This window comes from Nocardia sp. NPDC052001, assembly GCF_040680615.1.
Lineage (GTDB): Bacteria > Actinomycetota > Actinomycetes > Mycobacteriales > Mycobacteriaceae > Nocardia.
The window spans coordinates 1,155,629-1,176,679 of sequence record NZ_JBFAXC010000001.1; the positions used below are offsets into that span (position 1 = coordinate 1,155,629).

The following is a 21,051-nucleotide window of genomic DNA, read 5'->3' on the forward strand; positions in this document are numbered from 1 at the left end:
CTCAGCCCGGCAGCTGGAATCGGGCGTCGTGCAGCGCTTTCCACGCGGGACCCGATTTGCGCGGGGCCTGCTGCTCCAGATAGCGGCGCAACCGCGCCAGATCATCGGGATCGTCCTTGGCGGCGGTCCCGGCCAGGCAATGCACGATATCCGCGCCGTCCCCGGCCTCACCGCGCAGATACCAGCCGCGCAGCCCGACCGCGTGCGCCACCGATACGGCCTCGGCGGTGCTCATCACCGAGGACATCCGGTCCAGCGGGGTGCCCGAATCGGTTGCCCCGGTGCGCAATTCGCGGAACGCGGTGACCAGCACCTCCAGCACGTCACGCGGCGGGGCCTGCGGCACCCCCGATTTGCGCAACAGGGTTTCGGCCTCGGCCTCGACCAGTGCCAGTTCCGCCGCGAAATCCCCGATGGGGAAGACGGTTTCGAAATTGAACCGCCGCTTGAGCGCCGCGCTCATATCGTTCACGCCGCGGTCGCGGGTATTGGCGGTGGCGATGACATTGAAACCCGCCGTGGCATACACCATCTCGCCGAGCTCCGGCACCGCCAGCACCCGATCGGACAGCAGCGACAGAATCGAGTCCTGCACCTCCAGCGGGCAGCGGGTGATCTCCTCGAACCGCACCACCTTGCCGTCGCGCATCCCCCGCATCATGGGCGCGGGCACGATGGACCGCTCCGACGGACCCTCGGACACCAGCAGCGCGTAATTCCAGCCGTACCGGATCTGATCCTCGGTGGTGGCCGCACCGCCCTGAATGGTCAGGGTGGAATCCCCGGAGATCGCCGCCGAAAGCAGTTCCGACAGCAGCGATTTCGCGGTGCCGGGCTCACCGGTGAGCAACAGTCCGCGCGTGGTGGCCAGACTCACCAGCGCCCGGTCCACCAGCGAGGCGTCACCCACGAACTTATTGGCGATGCCGAGCTTGGGATCGCCGACGATGAACCGCTTGGCCGCATCCACGCTCAGCGCCCACCCGGGCGGCTTGGGCGCGGTATCGGCCGCGCGCAGCCGCTCCAGATCCTGCGCCCAGCGCAATTCGGCGGGCGGGCGCTGCATATGTTCGGTGCTGGTCACGATATCCCCTGGTACGTATGGCTTTCGAGCCGACTGTAGCGAGCCGGGCCGACAGGTGTGTGGTGCGGTGGTGGTGCGCTAGCTATCCGGTGGGCTGGTTCAGCCAGGCGATATCGCGCAGCAGTTCCGAGGCGGTGATCGGATCCAGTTCGGCGAAGGTGAGATCGCCGCGTCGCTGCCGGGTGCGGTGCAGGCGGGCGTCGAAGGTCTGCGCACCCTGCGGATCCCACGTCGCGATACCGGGTTCGGCGGTGATCTGGAGGATATGCCCGCCCGGTAGCGGCTTCTCGAAATCGTAAAGGTAGCCGCCGTCACCGGTGCCCGGATGCGGCCAGCCGCGGCCGGTGAGCCCGAGGAAGCGAGTGCCGTCGACCTTGGTTCCGTCCCCGCGTATCTCGGTGGCCGAACCCAATTCCTCCGGCACGGTGAACAGTTCCCGCGCCAGCTGCGGGAACGGTTGCAGCAGTTCATAGTCCGCGAATATCTCGGCCCAGGATCCGATCCGGTCCGGGAACTCGAGCGGATGGGCGACGCCGAGCACCGCGTCCTCGGCGAGGGTCAGCGCGTCGTCCGCGTGATCGGCGAAACTGCGGTCCTCCGCGATCCGGAAGGTGGATACCAGGGCATCGTCCATGTACACGCCCCAGACGATGCGGCGGGTGATATGCCAGCGCAGCGGGTGCGCGATGAACAGCTCCCGTAGTTCGGTGACGCTGAATCGCCGCCGCGTCACCATGGCGCGCTCCAGCCGGGCGAGCTGATCGGCCGCCAGCGCGCGAGCGTCCTTCTTCATCCCGCGGAAGGTCTTGTGCGCCTGTTCGGCCAGCTCCGCATTATCTTTCGCACCCGCCTTGGGCAGGGTCTTGATCGTCTTACCGTCCGAGGTGGTGAGGGTGGGCCGCAATTGCTCATCGAATCCGATGACGAACCTGCGTGGGCCGAAATCCAGCTCGGCGGTGCCGTCGGCACGCAACCCGAGGTCCGGAACCAGGCGGTCCGCCAACTGATCGGGTGTCAGGCCCATGCGGTCGGCGATATCGGTGATCCGCTCCAGTGCGCCCTCGCGCACCCGGGCTGTCTTGACCTTCTCGCTGATCGTCTTCAATGCCAGCAGTGCCGCATTCGAGCCGATGGTGACGAAGGTGTCCAGTGCGGGCACCGAGCGCGGATCGGACCGCATCTCCCGCACGTCCGCCAGCAGTCGTTCCACCACGGTGTCATCGCCGAGTGCGCCCATCGCCTCGTACACCCAGTAGTGCTTGGTCGGCGCGCCCGCCTGCCACCACTGGCGGTAGACGGCCCAGGTGAACTCGGCCAATTCCGCTGTATCGCAGTGATGTTTGACCACATCCAGCCCCGCATAGGGTTCGCCGGGCGTCGACAGCAGCAGCATGGTGAGCAGGCTGTGCACCGCGTCGACCGGCAGCGCGTTGCACGAGCCCGCCGAAATCGGCGGCAGCGCGGGGATATTCACCCAGGCCGGGAGCGCGGGTATGCGTGCGGGCAGTACGTCGACCGGATCGGTGGCGAGGACGGCGTCGACGCCCGCGGCGACCTTCGCGCCGTAGGTCACGGCGGCGGCTCGAACGGCATCACCGTGCCCGAGTTCGGCGAGCATCCGCAGCGCGCGTCCCGCCGTCCGCCGCGCCTTGGTCCCCTTGCTCAGGGCTTCGGGAATCAGTGTGCGCGAGGCGAATTCGGCATGCCTGCTGAGATAGCCGATCGCCGCGGCGCGCAGTGTGCGGCGTTCGAGCCACTGCACGGCCAGCGACACCGCCGCCGCGGATTCGAACGGTGCCAGGACGTGCCCGACATCGCGGGCCGCGCGGCGCGCGATATCGAGCGCCAGTGGATAGGACTCGGTCTCATACCGGGCGATCAGGACGCGCAAGCGCTCCTCCCCGGCCCATGCGTGACTCATCCGGGCGACGGCGAGCAGCGGGCGCACATGGCTTTCCGGCGCGGCGAGCCAGACGTACAGATCCCACGAATCCAATGCCTCCGGGCGGATTCGCCGGAGGTACATATCGAATCTGTCGGGGTGCGTGATCTCCTCGGCGGTGAGCCAGCTGTCGCGTTCGCCGGGCAGCCAGGCGCAGCGTACGGTGCCGGGTGCGGTCAGGCCGTCGATGACCACCGGAGCGGGGCGCTTGCGCTGCCACGGTGGCGTGCGCAGGATCTCCGGGATATCGGGATGCCGATCGTTGGCGGTCGCGGTGGCGACCGATTCCAGTTCGGCGGCAACCACATCGGCGGTCGGCGCCGCCAGTCGGGGCAGCAGTTCGGCGGCGAGGTCCGGATGCCGATGCACGAGCTCGCGCAGGATCTCGGCATTGCTCCGTGCGTCGAGCAGTCGTAACGCGCGGCGCGGAAACCATTCCGCGGCTTGGCGTACGGCATTGCGCGCCGCCGGTTGATCGGTGCGGGTCGCCAGCGCGGTGAAGGCGGCGTCCGTCGGGATCGTCGCAATGGCCTGTCCCACCGCAGCTTTGAGCGCGGCGGGCAATTCCGGATGTTCCAGCCAGCCCGCCAGCACCGGCAGCGCCTCGAAACCCACGCCGTCGAGGACGGTCATGACCGAGGCCGCCGAGTCGATCGCGGGCGCGCCGTCCGGGCTCCAGTAGTAGCCGAATACCGTATCCAGCCGCCGCAATTGCGCGGGTGTATGCGCGGCGTCCACCAGCAATCGGGCCTGGGCGTCGGACTGACCGGCCTCGACCACCTCTTCGATATCGGCCGCCACCCACTCGTGCTGTGCCGGAAGCAGATACGACGTGACGACCCGCGCCTGCCGATTCCGTGCCCGAAACCGCGTCAGCACCGCGATGACACCTTCGATATCGGCGCATTCGGCCAGCCGGGTGCGCAAGGGCAGCAGCGTGCCGCGCAGCGCCTCGATATCCCCGTCCGACCACCTGTTCGGCTGCTGCCACAGCGGCGCTGTCACCGCCCGCACCAGCGCCTCTGCCGCGAACTCGATTCCGCGCACCCCGATCCAGTGATCCAGCAGCGCGGTCACTTCCTCGCCCGCGATGCGCCGATCCTTCGGTGTCGGCCGGACGGCTCGCTCGACCCGTACGGTGATCAGGGCCGCCGCCATCTCGACGGTCATCTCCCAGGTGGCCGTGATGAATCCGTCGCCGGGAGTGGAGCCTTCGGCAGGGGAGTCCGCGAGCAGATTCCTGACATGGGTCGCGGCCGGTTCGATCGAATACGCGGGATCCCGGGATTCCAGGCGAAGCAGCGCGGCTTCGAAGGATTCGATTGTCAAGGCTTCGGCACGCTCCGCCACCGCCGACGCGTCAACCGCTCGCGGCTCGACCGCCAGCAGCCCACCGCGCCGGATGCGCACCAGTGCCCGCAGCGTCTCCGGCGGCGCGAACCGATCCTCGGCCGCCACGGCCTCCCCGTCGGCGCGACCAAGTGCCTCTGCCATGAACTCCCCATCCTTCGAGCCGATTCGAGATCGACTGTAAACACACCCGCCGACATCCGTCGTCCGCCCGCTGGCTCGCTCGAAGGTGGCGGTGCCGCACCGGCGGTCGGCTGAACATCGCGCCGGAGCTGCGAGGGGGTGACATCCCTGCCCGCATGCGCCCGCTGTCTATCCGGTGAGACGGACCAGATCGCGGAGCATTTCCGAGGCGGCTATCGGATCGATCGCGCTGAACGGATGGGGTGTCGAATAGCGCATCCGGTCCTCGCTGCCGCGCCTGCTGATATGGACGTGCGGCAACTCCTGCGGATCGTGGTCGGCGGGCGGGATACCGGCGCTCAGGCCGGGATAGATGTCCACCACGACCGAATACTCCTCGGAGACCGGGCGGTAGAAGCAGTTCGAGTTTCCGGCGTCCTGTGGTGACTGGCGTTCCCAGCCGCGTGCGGTCAGGCCCTGAACGGCGGTGGGCGGCACCTTTATACCGGCGAAGCGGGTGAGGTCGGTGCCGTCGCGTTCCGCGTCGGTGAGGGCGTAGGTTTCCCGGGCCAACTGTGGGAAGGGTTGCAGCAGTTCGTAATCGGCGAACAATTCGTTCCAGGCCGCCAGTTCCTCGGTTAGCTGCAGTGGATGTGCGATGCCGAGCAGCAGGTCATCGGCCGGGACGAAGGCTTCGTCGCGGAGATCGGCGAGGGTGCGGTCCTCGGCGACGCGGAATGCCCGCGTGAGCGCTCCCGCCTCGTCGAAGGCAGCCCACACCAGTCGCCGGGTCAGATGCCACAGCAGTGGATGGTCGATGAACAGTTGCCGATGTTCGGCGACGGTCCAGCGGCGGCCATCGACCATTGCCCGCTCCATCCGCCGGACCTGTTCGTTGGCAATGGTTTTCACATCTTTCTTGAGGGTGGTGAACGTCTTGTAGGCGTGCGCGCCCGCCTCCGGATCGTCTTTCGCGCCGGGCTTGGGCAGGCTCTTGCGACGCGTACCGTCGGCATCGCTGACGACCGGTGCGAGCGTCTCGTCGAAACCGATGAGGAAGGCGCGCGGCCCGTAGTCCAGTCGCAGTGTCCCGTCATCGGCGAGCCCGAGGCGCGGGACCAGGCGATCGGCGAGCTGTTCGGCGGTCAGCTCGCGTTCCTCGGCGATCTGCTGGATCTTCTCCTGCGCCCGCGTCCGGATACCCTTGAACTTGACCTTCTCGGCAATGCCGTTGAGCTGCATCAGCGCGAAATCGGTGCCTATGGCGGCCAGCACCTCGAGCCCGGTCACCGCGCGCTGATGCGCGGACTCACCCGGCCAGGTCCGGATGAGCGGGGTGAGGCGGCGAGCGGTGTCGTCATCGCCGAACAGGCCGAGCGCGTGCAGTATCCAGCCCTCGTCGGCCGGATAACCGACGCCGCGCCAGGCGTCGAAGAGCGCCCAGGCGAACTCGGCGCGCGAGCGCGGATCGGTGATTTCCGCGACCCGCACCGCGCCCGGGTAATGACCGTTCGGCCCGTGCATGGCGAGCATGACGCAGACCACGGTGACCGCATCGTGGGGTAGCGCCCTACGTTTATCGTGCAGCACCAGGGCGGGCAGCGCCGTCGGCAACAGCCAGGCCGGGAGGGCTGGGATACGAGAGGGCAGGCGGGACAGCGGATCTGCTGACAGTTCGGCCTCGAATCCGGCTGCCGCCGAGTCCCCGAAGGTCGCGGCGGTCGCGAGCAGCGCTGCGCGATAACCGTTTTCGTCGAGCGCGTGTATCGCCTGCCAGGTCAGCGTGCGCTGTTTACCGGGCTTGTCGAGTGCGGCGGCCACCAGATCGAGTGCGGCCGTGTCGATATGGCGGCGCAGCCAGCCCAGCGCCATATCGCGATGTTTGCGCACCGCGAGCAGTCGCACCATCGAGTCGGTGATATCGGGTCCGCTCAGGGGTTGCAGCGCGTCCGCCAACAGTGCGGTATACACCTGCGCCGCCTCGACCACGCGGTCGGCGACCGCAGTGCCGAAGCGAGCCAGAATACGTTGCGCGACTGCGACATTCGATCCGATATCGGAGGCGCGCAACTCGGCCAGTCGCGGTGCGACGAGCGACTCGGGGGCATCGGCGAAAACGTGGCCGCGGGGCCAGGCGAGCGAATTCGGGTTGCCCAGCACCTTATCGACGTAGGCGGGCCATTCCGTGCCCCGATCGTCCCATCGCGATGGAATGGCCAGCCAGCGTTCCCGCTCGCCCGGCTGCCAGGTCAGCCGAACGCCTGTCGTGCGCAGGCCGGGCACCACCGCCGGGGCGGCCGCTCGCGCATCGTGCTCCCACGGCGGGACGCGCAGGAATTCCGGGAGTTCCTCGGCGGCGCAAATACCTTCGAAGGCAATCGAACTCGACAACGGCCGCACCGGTTGTCCGGCCGCTGCGGCCAGCTCCGGATAGAGCTGTGCCAGTGCTTCGAGCAGGTCCGCGCGCCTGCGGTCACCGGCGTTATCCGCGGTGAGCAGGCGGAACGCTCGGCGCGGGAAACGACGCGCCGCCTCGATCAGCGGACCCAGGACTCCGGGGACGGCGATCCGATCCAGCAGGATTCCGAACGCCTCATCGGTCGGGAAATGCGCGAGCAGACCGGCCAGTGAGCGCCGATTGTCGATATCGATCCACGCGAGATCGATTGTCGCGGCGATCAATCGCGCTGTTCCCGGGCCGACGTGCACGATCGCGCTGTACAGCGACTCATCCGGGGTGGTGAACGGGGTGCCGTTCATCGACCCGGCCGCCAGCAGTTCGAGCTGCTCGACGGTGGTTACCGAGTTCGCGAGCAGCGGCCAGTAGTAGTGGTGCCTGGCCCGCTTTCCGGCCGCTGCCGCCAGGTCCCGGTCGAACCACTCCTGTTCGGTGGGAACCAGATACGAGGCGGCGATCCGCACCGAAAGCGCATCGCTCCTGCCACGCCACTGTTCCAGCGCGGCCACCGCCGCGGCGTAGTCGGCGTCGGACAGGTTCGCCAGATGCCCGCGCACACCGCGCACGACCCCCATCGCACCGCCCTTCGGCATATCGTCCGGCGCGATCCAGCGCAGATGGGCGCGGCGGTCTTGCCCGTGGTGAATCTCCAGGCCCGACACCGCCACCGCTGCCTCGGCGGCGAACACCGGGCCGTACCGTGAAACCCACTGATCCGCGATGGCTGTGTCCAGCGCTGAGCCGCTGTAGGTTCCGCTCAGGTAGACATGACTGCTCATCGCGACGGCCGCCACCCCGAGCGGCGTCACCACGGTCTCGTCCAGCGTCGCCAGCCCGGCCGCCGCGATATCCGCGCCGTCGGCCGCGGTGGCCTCGAGGGTGGCGCGGACCACCTTCGGATCCAGCGCGCGGGCGCTGCCCCCGGACTTCTTCGCCGTCCGCATCGGCCGCTCCGGACCGCGTCCCCGGAACCGGGCGGCCCGGGTCCACCAGGCATCGGGCACCACCCACGCGTCCTCGTCCATACGTCGCAGCTCAGTCATGCTGTCCCTCCCCGGGTTTCGTGCGCACACCGTTCTCTATGGCGTTGGTTTCCGTCGGAATCGCTGTTCGAACCGGCGGACGACTCGATCCTCGCGGGACCGATGGGCGGCCCGCCGTACCGTCGGCGGCTCGACAAGTCCGAATACTGCCAGGCTCTAGGTGGTGAGAATATCCAGCTCCCGGAGCAGCTCCGAGGCGGTGATCCGATCCAGGTCGGCCGGTCGGTGGCGTTCGGGGGCTCCCGGCCAATTGGCCATCTCGGCTCCCGGCGGTGCGATCACCACCTCGACGATGCGCTGGTCCGGCTGGTGCTGCAGGCCGAGCGAGGACAGGCCGGGGTCCAGCAGGACCGCGGCCGAACGACCACCAGGAACCGGTCGTGCGATGAACCAGGACTGGCCCGCGTCCTGCGGTTCCTGGCGATACCAGCCGAATCTGCTCATGCCGAGCAGCTTGGCGGGATGCACCACGCGGCCGGTGAACCGTTCGATGCGCGGTGCGTCGCGCTCCTCCTCGGTGAGCCGGAATGCCGGGCGGGCGAGCTGCGGGAATGGTTGCAGCAGTTCGTAATCGGCGAATCTCTCATGCCACTGCGCCAGGGTTTCGGTGAGGTGCAGCGGATGTGCGATGCCGATGGCGGCATCCGCGGCGAGCGTGACCGGGTTGTCCTCGGCATCGGCGAGGCTGCCGTCCTCGGCGATGCGGAAGGACAGCGTCGCATCGCCGTCGACGGCGATCCAGACCAGGCGGCGGGCCAGCTGGGTGGACAGGTGATGGTCGACGAAGAGCTCACGATGCGCCGCCGCGGTCCAGCGGCGGCTCTCGACCATCGCGCGTTCGAGGCGCTGGATCTGTTCGGAGGCAACGGTTTTGAGATCCTTGCGGAAGTCGGTGAACTCCTTGTACGCGGCCGCCGCGAGCGCGGGATCGTCCTTGACGCCCGGCTTCGGCAGCGCCTTCAACGGTGTGCCCTGGGCGTCGAAGATCAAGGGCCGCAACTGCTCATCGACGGCGATCCGGAACTCGCGCCTGCCGTAGTCCAGCCGCAGCGCACCACCGGCGTCGATCCCGAGTTCGGGCACCAGCCGATCCGCGAGTTCATCGGCGGATATGCCCTGTTCCGCGGCGAGCTGTGCGATCTTCTCCTGCGCCTTCGCCCGAATACCCTTGAACTTCACCTTTTCGGCAATGCCACTGAGCTGGCGCAGTGCGAGCCCGCTGCCGATCGCGGCGAGCACATCGAGTCCGGCGACCGCGCGGGCGTGCCCGCTCTCGCCCGGCCAGGCCCGGATATACGGTGTCAGCGCACGGGCGATGTCATCGTCGCCCCAGAGTCCCAGCGCGTGCATGATCCAGCTCTGCGCCGGGGGATACCCGGCCAGCTGCCAGGTTTCGAACAACCCCCAGGCGAAGGCCGCGAGCGAATCGCGGTCCGCCAATGCGGTGAATTGGGTGATCCCGGCGTAGTCGCCATCGGGTGAGCACAGCGCAAGCATGGTGCAGACCGTGTGCACCGCCTCGGGAGGCAAGGCGTTTCCGCTGTCGCGCAACAGGATCGGCGGCAGCGCGGCGGGCGCGAGCCAGGCGGCCGGGGCCGGGAGTTCCGGTGGAAGGTGCAGCAGTGGGTCCGAAGACAATTCGGCCTCCAGGGCCCGAGCGGCGTCATCGCCCAGACCGGCCGCCGCCGAGAGCAATACCGCGCGGCGACCGCCATTGTCGAAGGCGCGCAGCACATTCCACGCCAGCATCCGCGTCTTACCGGGCTTGCCGAGCGCGGCGACCACCAGATCCGGTGCCGCGACGGCCAGATGGCGTTCGAACCAGGCCAGTGCGGCCGGTCGGCCGCGCTTGGAACTGTAGAGCGGGGTCATGAGGGTGGTGACCGCGGTACCGGTGACCGGCATCAGCACGCGCGCATTGTCATAGGGGTACCGCTGTACGGCTTCGACCATCGCCTCGGCGATATCGTCACCGAAGCGGCCCAGCACCCGCCGCATGAGATCGGTCCAGCCCGAATAGCAATGCGCGCGAAGAACATCCAGGTGCGGGGTGACGAGCTCGGCCGGTGCCAGTGCGAAGATGTCGATCGGGTTGTAGCGCGGGCGGCACTCGCCGGACAGCACCTGTGCGAGCGCGCCCGCCCACCCCTCGTGCGGCATGAAGTGCGGTGCGGGCAGATTCGCCCACTCCTGCTGCTCGCCGGGCAGCCAGGCCAGAGCGGCCGGGGTCGGCGCGGGCGGTCGCTTCAACACGAAAGGCGCTGTCGCGACGGTACCGCGCTCCCACGGTGGTGTGCGGAGGAGCTCCGGTAGCTCCGGCGGTGTGGCACTCCCGCTCGCCGTCGCGGCGTACTCTGCCTCCGCCTCTGCGCTGGGATCGGCGACGCCCGACGGGGCCGTCGATGCGCCGTTCGCGTCGGAATGAACTGCCGCGCAGGAATATACGAGTTCGATCTGTCGGAGCAACGCGTCCGCCAACTGGTGTCGCGGGGACATCGTGGTGAGCAGGCGGTGGGCCCGATTCGGGAAACGCAGGGTGGCCTCGAGGAGGGCGCTGCGCAGCACCGGGCGATCGGCACGCTCCAGCAGGGCGATATAGGCCGCGTCCGTGGGCAATTGGGCGAGCATGCCGCCGAGTTGGCGTTGATCATCGGTGGGCAGGTAGTAGGCATCGAGTGCGTTGGCCAGGAAACCCGCGGCGGCGGGACCGGTGTGCACGAGTGCGCGCATCGCCTCGACCTTGCCGGTGAAACCGCCTACGTAGCAGCCCGGCGGCAGCGGTTCCGGCGGAGTGTCGGCCCCGACGGCGAGCGGGTGCAGGAACCAGTACCAGATGAAGTCGTGGCGGCTGATCGACCGCAGATCGTATTCCAGCCATTCCCGCTGGGACGGAATCAGATACGAGGTGGCGCTGCGCACGGACAGGGTGGCCGATTCCCGGCAGCGTCCGAGACCTTCGACCGTCGCGTCGTACTCGGCCTCCGGAACCGTGCACAGGTGGGCGCGCAATCGCGACAGCAGCTGCATACCCGCATCGGTGAACGGGCCGTCCGGCTCGATGCGTGCGGCAGCGGGCTGGTACTCGCGATTGACCTTCGTTCTGGCGAAGGTGATTCCGGCCCAGTGCACCGCGATCTCGGCGGCCACCACGACCCCGTGCTCGCCGATCCACGCATCGAGCAGGCGGTACAGGGTCTTGGGTGTGGGCTCGGTCCGATCGGCGAGGTACGCGGCCAGACCGCCCAGCACCGCGTGACCGAGCGGGGTCGCGTGCTCCGGTTCGGCGATCGCGGCCCGTGCGGCCTCGGCCAGGTCCGTGCTCCGGCTGACGGCGGTGGCCGCCACGGCCTTGGCCACCAGCTCGTCCGTCAGCCATTTCCGAAGGGTGGCGGGCGCTTTCGGATCGATGGGGATCGGCGCGACGGCACCGTGACCCCGATAGGGTGCGGCCCGGTCCTGCCATTCGCCCGGCACGATCCAGGCGTTCTCGTCGATACGTCGCAATGTGTTCATGGCGTTTCCCGGATCAGGCGATGAGCGCGTTGAGTTCGCGCAGCAGTTCGGAGGCGGCGATCGGCGGCAGTTCACCGAAGGTGTGCGTGGATTCGCCTCTGCCCCAATAGTGTTCGTTGCCCGTATCGGTGAGGCGCACGGCGATCTGCTGTTTGTCGAATTCCAGCGCGATACCCGCGATGATGCCCGGATCGAGGTCGATCACCACCGAAAGCCCCGCGCCCAGGACGCGGAAGTATTCGCAGGAGACGCCGCCGTCCGCGGGTTCGCCGCGCTCCCAGCCGAAACGATTGAGGCCCAGGATCTTTCCGGTGGGGATCACCAGATTGTGGAAGCGGGGGAGAGCGCCGAGAGCGGCTTCCTCAGCGGTGAGGGCGAAGACTTCGCGCTGCAATTGCGGGAAAGGTTGCAGGATCTCGTAATCGGCGAACACCTCACCCCACTCGGCGAGGGCGTCGCCCAGATCCAGGGGGTGCGCCAGGCCGACGATCATGTCATCGGCGATGGTTACCGGGTCATCGGCCGAATCGGCGTAGCTGCGGTCCTCTGCGATCCGGAATGAGCCTGTGACGGCACCGGTTTCGTCGAACGTCGCCCACACCAGCCGACGGGTGAGATGCCACAGCAGCGGGTGGTCGACGAACAGCCGCCGATGCTCGTCCGCGCTCCAGCGGCGGCCGAGCACCATGGCGCGTTCGAAACGCCGGATCTGGTCGGCGGCGGCGGATTTCACATCCTTCTTCAACTGGGCGAAGGATTTGTACGCCGCGGCCGCCGGTTCGGCGTCATCCTTGACGCCGGGTTTGGGCAGCGATTTGCGCCGCGCGGTGGCCTGCCAGGTGCCGTCCGCATCCCGAATCGCATCGGACACGGTCGGTGTGAGCTGTTCATCGAAGCCGATGAGGAAGCCGCGCGGACCGTAGTCCAGGGCGAGCGTGCCGCGCGCGTCCAGTCCGAAATCCGGGACGAGCCGGTCCGAGAGCTGCTCCGGCGTCAGATCCAAGGTCTCGGCGACCTCGGCGATCTTCTCCTGTGCTTTGGTCTTGAGGCCCTTGAACTTCGCCTTCTCCGCAATGCCGTGCAACTGCATGAGCGCCACATCGGTACCCAGTGCGGTGAGGATATCGAGTCCGGACACCGCGCGGGCATGTGCGGACTGACCCGGCCAATTGCGGATCATGGGGCCGAGCCTGCGGGCGGTCTCGTCATTGCCGAGCAGGCCCAGTGCGTGCAGCGCCCAGGAATCCTTGGACGGATACCCGGCGAAACGCCAGGCTTCGAAGACGCCCCAGGCGAATTCGGCCAGCGACTCCGGATCCGCGGCCACGATCACCTGCTCCACCCCGGCGTAATCGCCGTTCGCACCGGACATGGCGAGCATGGTGCACACGTGCAGGGCATCGGTCGCGGACAGGAAAGTGACGGCATCCTGCGGCGTGGACCCGTCCCCGTGCCGCAGCGCCAGCGCGGGAAGGTGTTCGGGCACCAGCCAATCGGGTGTCACGGGGATCTTCGCCGGCAACTGGTGCAGCGGATTCGCCTCCAGTACACCCGTGATCGCTTTCGCCACCGGTTCGCCGAATGCCAGCGCGGCACCATCCACCGCATCACGATGGCCGCGTTCGGCCAGTAGTCGCAGGGCGGCCTCGGCATGGCGGCGATCCTTGCCCGGCTTGCCGAGCGCGGTGGCGATGATCACCGGCAGCGCCGTCGCGTGATTGCGATCCAGCCAGGCCGATGCGGTCGGCCGGGACCTCTTACCGTCGAGTCTGCGGATCGTCGCCAGGGTCACCGCACTGCCGGTGATCGGCGCGAGCAGGTGCGCCAGCCCCTGCGTATCCTGTTGCACCGCACGCAGTACGAAGGGCAGGGCGTCCTCACCGAAGCGGGCCAGAATGCGGCGCAGGGCGGGTTCGACCGTGTAGTACCGGTCGAGTTTCGCCGTGGTCAGATACGGCCGGGCCAGGTCCTCGGGTGCCAGGGCCAGCATGCGCATCAGATCGCCGTGATTCTGCACCACCGCGCGGGCGAGGCTGGCCGCCCAATCGGTGTGGTACGGCCGATAGACCGTGACCTCGGTGGCCGCCCACTCGGCTTGCTCACCCGGAAGCCAGGCCAGCCCGTTCGGAATCGACTGTGCCAGTTCGGGAAAGCTGACCGCCTTGGATTTCGCACGGGCCTCACGCCACGGCAGGACGCGCAGCACTTCGGGGAGTTCGGCCGGTGCGGCGGTGCGCAGCCGATCGGTATCGAGGAACCCGGTGGCCTCCGGGAGTTGGGCGACCAGTGCCGGGCGCAGCGCGGCCAGTGTGCGCAGGATATGGCGGGCCATACCGGATTTGGGCGAGATCGGACCCAGCAGGCGCAGCGCACGCCGCGGATAGCGCAGCGATGCTTCGAGCAGCGCCGGTGGAATGAAGCGCTGTTCGACCCGCGATGTGAGCGCCGAGAACGCCGCATTGGTGGGCAAGCAGGCCAGAATGGCCGCCAGCTTCGCCACGTAATCACCGCTGAGCTCACGGTCGCGCAGCATTCGATCGATCGCACCGACGCATTCGGGACCAAAACGGGCCAGCGCGGTTTCCCACAGTCCGTGCTGTGAGCGGTAGATGAACGAGCTGGCGGGGAACGCGTCCACGAGGCGTTCGAAATCCGTATAGGCGTGCACGGACCCGATCAGGAGCAGGAAACGGCTGTTGTAGTCCAGGACGTGGTTTGTGAGTTCGTCCAGATCGGCACGCACCCAATGCTGTTCGGTGGGGAGTAGATACGACGCGGCGATGCGAATCGCCAAACCGCCAGGCGCGGAACGCAATGCGTCGATCGCGGCCACCGCCGCACGGTAGTCCTGTTCGGGCGCATCGGCGAGCAGCGCGCGTACGCGGCGCAGATTCTCCGGCGCATCGGCCCTGCCCGGATCACCGGACGAGCTGCGGCCGATCCGATAGTGGTAGGTGTTGTTGGACCGGTCCCATTCGCCATCGCGGATCAGCGCGGCGTGCAGGACCGCGGCTTCGGCCGCGAAAACCAGGCCGTGCTGCAGCACCCAGGCGTCGGCGACCGCTGGTGTGCCGTACTCCGCGATCTCGAGCGCGAGCGACAGCGCCGCCGCGCCGAGCGGAGAACAGGTCGCGAAGTCGGCTACCGCCGCCGCACCGGCCTGCGCCAACTCGGGATCGGGATGTGAGTTGCCCAGCGTGTCTCGTACCGAATCCTGATGGGCGGCAAGCCTTTCGGCCTGGTCGGCGACAGCCGTCGCCGACACCGGCAGCGGCTCACGCCGGGGTCCGTGGCCGCGCACCGGCAGCGCCCGCGCCCACCATTCGTCCGGGACCACCCAGTGGTCCTCATCAAGGTGGGCGGTGGTGGCGGTGTGTGCGGAGTCGAGCATGATCCCCCGAATCGTGGAGCGTTTGACGCAGCGACTGTAACCAGAGGCTCCGACAGGGATTCGGGTGAGCGGCGTGGTGGGCTCGGCGCGCTCGGCGGCCGAGCCCGGCACCGCCGGTTTCGCTTATTTCGCGGCGACGCGGGCCATTTCCTCCGGATAGCGGGCTCCGGCGATGGCGCTGGCCGGAGCGGCGGCCTCGATGCGCGCCAAATCCTGTGCGCTGAGGGTGATATCGGCCGCGGCCACGTTCTGCTCCAGGTAGGCGCGACGCTTGGTGCCCGGAATCGGGACCACGTCCGCGCCCTGGTTCAGCACCCACGCGAGCGCCAATTGCCCTGCGGTGACGCCCTTTTCCTCGGCCAGCTCGCGCAATGCCGCCACGATCGCGAGATTACTGTCGAAATTGCCGTCCGCGAAGCGGGGGAGACGGCGGCGCATATCGTCGGCGGGCAGATCCTCGGTGGAGGTGATCGCACCCGTCAGGAATCCGCGACCGAGCGGTGAGAACGGCACGATGCCGATCCCCAATTCCCTTGCGGTAGGCAGGATCTCGGCCTCGATATCGCGAGTCCACAGCGACCACTCGCTCTGCAGCGCCGTCACCGGATGCACCGCGTGCGCCTTGCGAATGGTCTCCGCCGAAGCCTCGGAGATCCCGAGGTACCGCACCTTACCCGCCTGCACCAGCTCCGACAGCGCACCCCAGGTCTCCTCGACCGGCACATTCGGATCCACCCGATGCTGGTAGTACAGATCGATGTAATCCACCCCCAGCCGGGCCAGCGACTCATCACAACTCTGCTTCACATAGGCCGCATCACCGCGTGCGCCCAGCGCACCGCCCTCACCCCATACGATCCCGAACTTGGTGGCCAGCACCACCTGCTCGCGCCGATCCGCGATAGCCCGCCCGACCAGCCGCTCATTGGTCTCGGGCCCATAGACATTCGCGGTATCGAGCATCGTCACCCCGAGTTCGAGCGCCCGATGAATGGTCGCGATCGACTCCGCGTCACTATCGCGAACCCCGTACGCCTGACTCATCCCCATGCACCCGAGACCCTCGGCCCCGACCGTCAATTCCCCGAGCTTCCTGGTCGCGATCATGCCCAACTCCTCCTCGATCAAGCTCGAATCCGGGACTCAACCCGCTCGAAAACGAACCTACGACTTGGAGCGCACTCCAAGTCAACCCGTCAACTCGCCAAGGCGGTACCTGCCGCGAAGATCCGCACAGAATCCTGCGACCACTACCCCTCTCGATTGCTCGCGGATGGGAGGTTAGGCTGCGCGGGACTCGATACGGGTCGCTTGTTCAGCTGGAGGGGATTGTTGTGCCGGTGCGTCGGATTGTGTTGGCGGGGTTGGCCGCCGTATCGGTGATCGCGATCGGCGGATGTGGGAAATCCGAGGAGGCGGCCGCACCCGCGCCCACCACGGCGCCCACCACGACGGTGCCGCCGCGGCCCATGACGGACTATCTGGTGACAGCGGGGGATACGCCCGGGGTGACCTATGTGCTGCCGCCCGCGACCGATGCGATGGCGCTGGGCATGATCGGATTCGCCTCGGCGCAGCAGACTCCCGAATGTCAGGCCCGCAATACCGCGATCAAGGTGATCAACAGTGACCCCTACGCGAGTGCGCTGGCCCGCGTCGACACCGCCGACGGGCGGCCTCGCTACGACGTTCAGATCGCGGTGGTCAACCGGGCGATCGACACCACGGCCCTCGCCGATGCCATGCACGGCTGCGCCGGCACCGGCTCGCGCATGGTCTTCATGGACGGTGCGGGCAAGTCCGCGGATCCGGGCTTCGAAATCCCGGTCACCCGCGATATCGCCGATATCGGCCCGGTCGTGGAAATGCCATTGATGCGCGAATTGGGTTCCCGCGCAACGGGAACCATGCCGTCCTCGGGCCTGATCAAATTCGCGACGGTCGGCTCCCGCACCGCAATCGTCTACATCACCGGCAAATTCATGTCCGCCGAAATCCCCGCCGATAGCATCGCCTTCGGCGACCGCGTTCTCACCGCCCAGGTAGCCAAACTCCGCGCCCACTAACCTGGCCACTCCACCTCCGATCAGCGGGCGGATGTACCGCTGTCGATTCGCGCGGGCGTGCGGTGAACCAATTCTCGGATGAAGGCGGTGATATCGCCGGGCTTTTCCTCCGCCATGAAATGACCGGCATCGATCGGCTGGTACGAGGCGTCCGGGGCCCATTTCCGCCATAGCGCGGATGCGTCGAAGCCGAGGCGTGCGCCCCAATCCTGAGAGATCACTCCCACGGGCATGGCCAAGCGGGTGTTTGCTTCTCGGTCGGCTCGATCCATCTCGAGGTCGATGCCGGCGGTGGCCCGGTAGTCGGCGACGATGGACGGTACGGCGTGCGTGGAACTGTCGATGTAGTGTCGGCGTACATCCGGTGGGAATGTGGTTCCGCTCGGGTCCCAGGCGTCGAGGAACGAGCTGAAGAAGTCTTCGGCGACGGCTCCGATCATCCGCTCGGGCAAGCCTTTTGGCTGTGCCATCAGGTACATGTGCCACGCGACAGCGGCATCGACGCCGTGCAGCACATCCCAGGTGTCCATGGTCGGCAGGACATCGAGGATCCCCAGATGAGTGACCGTGTCCGGATGGTCGAGTGCGGCCCGGACCCCGACCAGAGCGCCACGGTCATGACCGATCAGGCTGAACCGCTCGTATCCGAGGTCGCGCGCGATGGTGACGATATCGCGCGCCATCGTCCGCTTCGAATAGGTGTCCGGGCTCGTCTCCTCGGGTTTGCCACTCGCCCCGTAGCCACGCAGGTCGGGCACGATCACCGTGTACCGCCCGGCAAGTTCGCGGGCGACGTGCCGCCACATGAGGTGCGTCTGCGGGAAGCCGTGCAACAGGACGATGGGGTCACCCGCACCGCCGATGGCGACATTCAGGTGGACACCGCCTTCCCCGGGGAGTCGCCGATAGTCGAAGCCGTCGATTGTCGTGCCTGTCATCGGCGTGCGCCTTTCGTTGCTGGGGTCGAGAGAAATGTGTCGTCAGGAGAAGATGGCCGACAGCGGCGGTTCGGAGTTCGCGCTCGCTCGCAGCGCGGGAATCAGAATCGTGTCGACCAGGTGTGCCAGATATTCGGATCCCGTGGGAAGCCCGTTCAGCCTGCGCAGCAGCAGTACCGACCCGGTGATTTCCTCGTAGGGGAACGGTTGCGCGCCGACCGGTAACTCACCGCGTTCGATGGCCGCGGACAGCACCGATGCCGGCAGCTTGGCCCCGGTGGGCCCGGTCACGTCCTCGATATAGCGGCACAGGTCGGGGTCTTCCAGACCCGCCTGCAACAGCATCAAACTCATTGTCGAGTCGGCCGAGCGCATCGTGGTGTCGAGCCGTTCGCATAACGCGAGCAGGTCTCCCCGCAGGGTGCCGGTATCCACCGGGTCGGCGGAGCTGCCGGACGCCGGACCGGCCTTGACCGCGGCGACCACCATCTCACGCTTGGTCTCCCAGCGCCGGTACAGCGTCGCTTTCGACGCGCGCGCACGACGCGCGACCGCCTCGAATGTCAAAGCGTCATAACCGGTCTCGCCGAGCAGCTCGAGTACGCACGCGAGAATCTCGCCCTCACGCACGCTGTCCCGAGGCCGTCCGCTGCGCACTCCAGTGGCGGGCTCCGCGCCGGGGTAATTACGATACGACACGTTCCGTACCGTAACAGAGTAATCCCGATCAAGCGATAACCAGGGTCTGGACCCTGAGGAATCCCCCAGCGGTGCTATCCGGCTCTAGCACCCCAGGGCGATGTGCTGCCCGCGGCATCCGACTTACCGTCTGGCACATGGACTTCGAGCACATCGTAGAGACGGTGGCCACGAATTCGGAATGGGCGATATACGTCCTGCTCGTGGTCGACATCGGCGCGTTCCTGATCAGCAGGCGCAGGGGGCGGCATCCGGAGCGCCGGGGCTACGGGGTCAAGGACACCGTCACGAATGTGACCCTCGGCCTGGCCAACGGCTTCATCCTGCGGTTCACCGAGGTGCTCGGCGGCGCGGCGATGGTCGCGGTGGCCGCCGCCATCACCCCGCTGCACTGGCAGCCCGGCGGCCTCGGCTGGCTGATCGTCATCATGATGGCCGACCTCGCCTACTACTGGGAACATCGCACCGCACACCGGGTTCGGCTGTTCTGGGCGACGCACAGCGTCCACCACTCCAGTCAGCACTTCAACCTCACCACCGCCAACCGCCTCGGCTTCATCGGCGCGATGGACCTGCTCGGCCAACTCTGGTACATCCCCGTGGCCCTGCTCGGCGTCCCCGTCTACTCCATCCTGCTCGCCAAAGCGGTGACCATCCTCTACCAGGTCCCCCTGCACACCGAACGCGTCAACCGCCTCTGGGCACCCCTGGAATACCTCTTCAACACCCCCTCCCACCACCGCGTCCACCACGGCGCCAACAACCCCTACCTCGACAAGAACTTCGGCGGCGTCTTCATGCTCTGGGACCGCCTCTTCGGCACCTACGCCCCCGAACTCGAACGCGTCGACTTCGGCCTCACCCACCAAATAGCCACCCACAACCCCCTCAAGGTCTACACCCACGAAATCCGTTCCCTCATAACCGATGTCCGCACCGCCACCACCTGGCGCAACCGCGCCGGCTACCTCTTCGGCCCACCCGGCTGGCAGCCGAAGGATGCTACACCGGCGGTCGAGAGCGACGTTCGAGTACAGCCATAGCGATCGCGGGCGCGATGGCGAGAACGGCGGCGGCGAGCACCCAGGTGAAGGTGACGCCGAAGGCGGCGGACTGCTGTGCCGGTCGAATATCGCTGTCCCGCAGCCGGTTATCAAGTACGACCACGAACACCGCGGTTCCGATCGAGCCGCCGAGCCGCTGCGCGATATTGAGCTGTGGTGTGGCATCACTGATCTGGTCCGGTCGCAGCCTACGCAGGGCGACAGTCATCGCGGGCATCGCCGCCAATCCGATGCCCGCACCGCGCACCACCATCGCCAGTCCGAGCACCCAGTACGGGGTGCGGTCGCCGATCAGCAGGAACGGGAGGGTGGCCACCGCGCCGATCACTCCGCCGATCACGCAGATTCGGCTGCCGATGCGATCGAATATGCGGCTCGACACCGCCATGGCGACCGCCGCGCCGAGGCCCTGCGGCGCCAGTAGCAGCCCGGTATGGGCGACGTCCTGATCGCGGACAATCTGAAAATATAAGGGCAGCAACACCATCGAGCCGTAGGTGGCCACGCCGAAAAGGAAAGTGGCGACCGCCGCCGAGCTGTACAGCCCATCTCGATAGAGCCGTAGGTCGAGAATCGGATGGTCGACTCGCAGCGAACGCGCCACGAATAGCGCGGTTACCACGAGCCCGGCGCACAGCGGCACCAGCACCCGTGTCGATGAGATTCCGCGCGTGCCGATCTCTGCCAGTGCATAGGTCAGGCCCACCATGCCGAGCGAGGCCAGGGTGAGGCCGAGGAAGTCGAGCGGCGCAACGGATTCCGTGCGCGCGTCGCGCGGCAGCAATCGCAGTCCTAGTGCCAGTCCAACCACGGCTATCGGCACATTGATCAGGAAGATCCACGGCCAGCCCGCGTACTCCAGGAGCAAACCCCCGATCGTCGGTCCGATCACGGGCGTCAACACCATCGGAATGCCAACAGCCGCCATCACTTTCGACAGCCCGTCGCGCCCCGCCGTCGTCACCAGGATTATCTGACCCGCCGGCAGCATCGCGCCGCCGCCGATGCCCTGGAGCACTCGCGCGCCGATCAGTTCGCCGACGCTGTCCGATAGTCCGCACCAGATCGACGCGAGGGTGAAAACCAGCAGTGCGATCAGATACAGCCGCTTGGCTCCGATTCGCCTTGCCGCCCAACCGGTTACCGGCAGTACCGCCGCCTGGGCCAGGAGGTATGCGGTGACCACCCAGGGGATGGCGTCGAGCGAGCTGCCCAAACTCTCGGACAACGATTTCAGCGCCACATTGACGACGGTGGCGTCTAGCAGGGAAAGGATCGCGCCGATCAGGACGACCACGACGACTTTGCGAGCCCGGGGAGTCAGTGTGGATTTCGCGGTCACACCGCCGGGAAGGTCGGAAACTGTCACCTCGGAAGTGT

The 21,051-nt window shown here is 67.5% G+C and carries 11 protein-coding genes; 2 read left to right on the forward strand and 9 right to left on the reverse strand.

Annotated elements, in window-relative coordinates; all coding sequences use genetic code 11:
• Position 1 precedes the first annotated feature (1 nt).
• From AB0L82_RS05500 to AB0L82_RS05525, 6 genes are all read right to left on the reverse strand, one after another.
• Positions 2 to 1,066 carry an AAA family ATPase gene (locus AB0L82_RS05500; protein ID WP_364632798.1) on the reverse strand — a complete coding sequence of 355 codons (1,065 nt, stop codon included), beginning with the start codon at positions 1,064 to 1,066 and terminating at the stop codon, positions 2 to 4.
• A gap of 100 nt (positions 1,067 to 1,166) precedes the next feature.
• Positions 1,167 to 4,520, reverse strand: a complete 3,354-nt coding sequence (locus AB0L82_RS05505; protein ID WP_364631433.1) for a DUF4132 domain-containing protein — start codon at positions 4,518 to 4,520, stop codon at positions 1,167 to 1,169.
• A 168-nt stretch (positions 4,521 to 4,688) separates the two neighbouring features.
• Complete coding sequence (locus tag AB0L82_RS05510; RefSeq protein ID WP_364631436.1) at positions 4,689 to 8,000, reverse strand: DUF4132 domain-containing protein; 3,312 nt, start codon at positions 7,998 to 8,000, stop codon at positions 4,689 to 4,691.
• Between the two features lie 156 nt (positions 8,001 to 8,156).
• Positions 8,157 to 11,513 carry a DUF4132 domain-containing protein gene (locus AB0L82_RS05515; protein ID WP_364631438.1) on the reverse strand — a complete coding sequence of 1,119 codons (3,357 nt, stop codon included), beginning with the start codon at positions 11,511 to 11,513 and terminating at the stop codon, positions 8,157 to 8,159.
• Positions 11,514 to 11,526: 13 nt separating this feature from the next.
• On the reverse strand, positions 11,527 to 14,904 hold the full coding sequence (locus AB0L82_RS05520) for a DUF4132 domain-containing protein (RefSeq protein ID WP_364631440.1): 3,378 nt from the start codon (positions 14,902 to 14,904) through the stop codon (positions 11,527 to 11,529).
• A 123-nt stretch (positions 14,905 to 15,027) separates the two neighbouring features.
• On the reverse strand, positions 15,028 to 16,011 hold the full coding sequence (locus AB0L82_RS05525; protein ID WP_364631443.1) for an aldo/keto reductase: 984 nt from the start codon (positions 16,009 to 16,011) through the stop codon (positions 15,028 to 15,030).
• Between the two features lie 233 nt (positions 16,012 to 16,244).
• Here AB0L82_RS05525 and AB0L82_RS05530 point away from each other — a divergent pair, with 233 nt between their 5' ends.
• On the forward strand, positions 16,245 to 16,970 hold the full coding sequence (locus tag AB0L82_RS05530; RefSeq protein WP_364631446.1) for a hypothetical protein: 726 nt from the start codon (positions 16,245 to 16,247) through the stop codon (positions 16,968 to 16,970).
• A gap of 20 nt (positions 16,971 to 16,990) precedes the next feature.
• Here AB0L82_RS05530 and AB0L82_RS05535 read toward each other — a convergent pair whose 3' ends face one another.
• Positions 16,991 to 17,908 carry an alpha/beta hydrolase gene (locus tag AB0L82_RS05535; protein ID WP_364631449.1) on the reverse strand — a complete coding sequence of 306 codons (918 nt, stop codon included), beginning with the start codon at positions 17,906 to 17,908 and terminating at the stop codon, positions 16,991 to 16,993.
• Positions 17,909 to 17,950: 42 nt separating this feature from the next.
• Positions 17,951 to 18,607: a TetR/AcrR family transcriptional regulator gene (locus tag AB0L82_RS05540; protein WP_364631452.1), complete on the reverse strand. Its 657-nt coding sequence runs from the start codon at positions 18,605 to 18,607 to the stop codon at positions 17,951 to 17,953.
• Between the two features lie 137 nt (positions 18,608 to 18,744).
• Between AB0L82_RS05540 and AB0L82_RS05545 the strand changes: the two genes are divergently transcribed.
• Entirely contained in the window at positions 18,745 to 19,650 is a 906-nt protein-coding gene (locus AB0L82_RS05545) for a sterol desaturase family protein (protein WP_364631455.1), read from the forward strand.
• Here AB0L82_RS05545 and AB0L82_RS05550 read toward each other — a convergent pair.
• Complete coding sequence (locus tag AB0L82_RS05550; RefSeq protein WP_364631457.1) at positions 19,610 to 21,040, reverse strand: DHA2 family efflux MFS transporter permease subunit; 1,431 nt, start codon at positions 21,038 to 21,040, stop codon at positions 19,610 to 19,612. The genes AB0L82_RS05545 and AB0L82_RS05550 overlap by 41 nt on opposite strands.
• Positions 21,041 to 21,051: the final 11 nt, after the last annotated feature.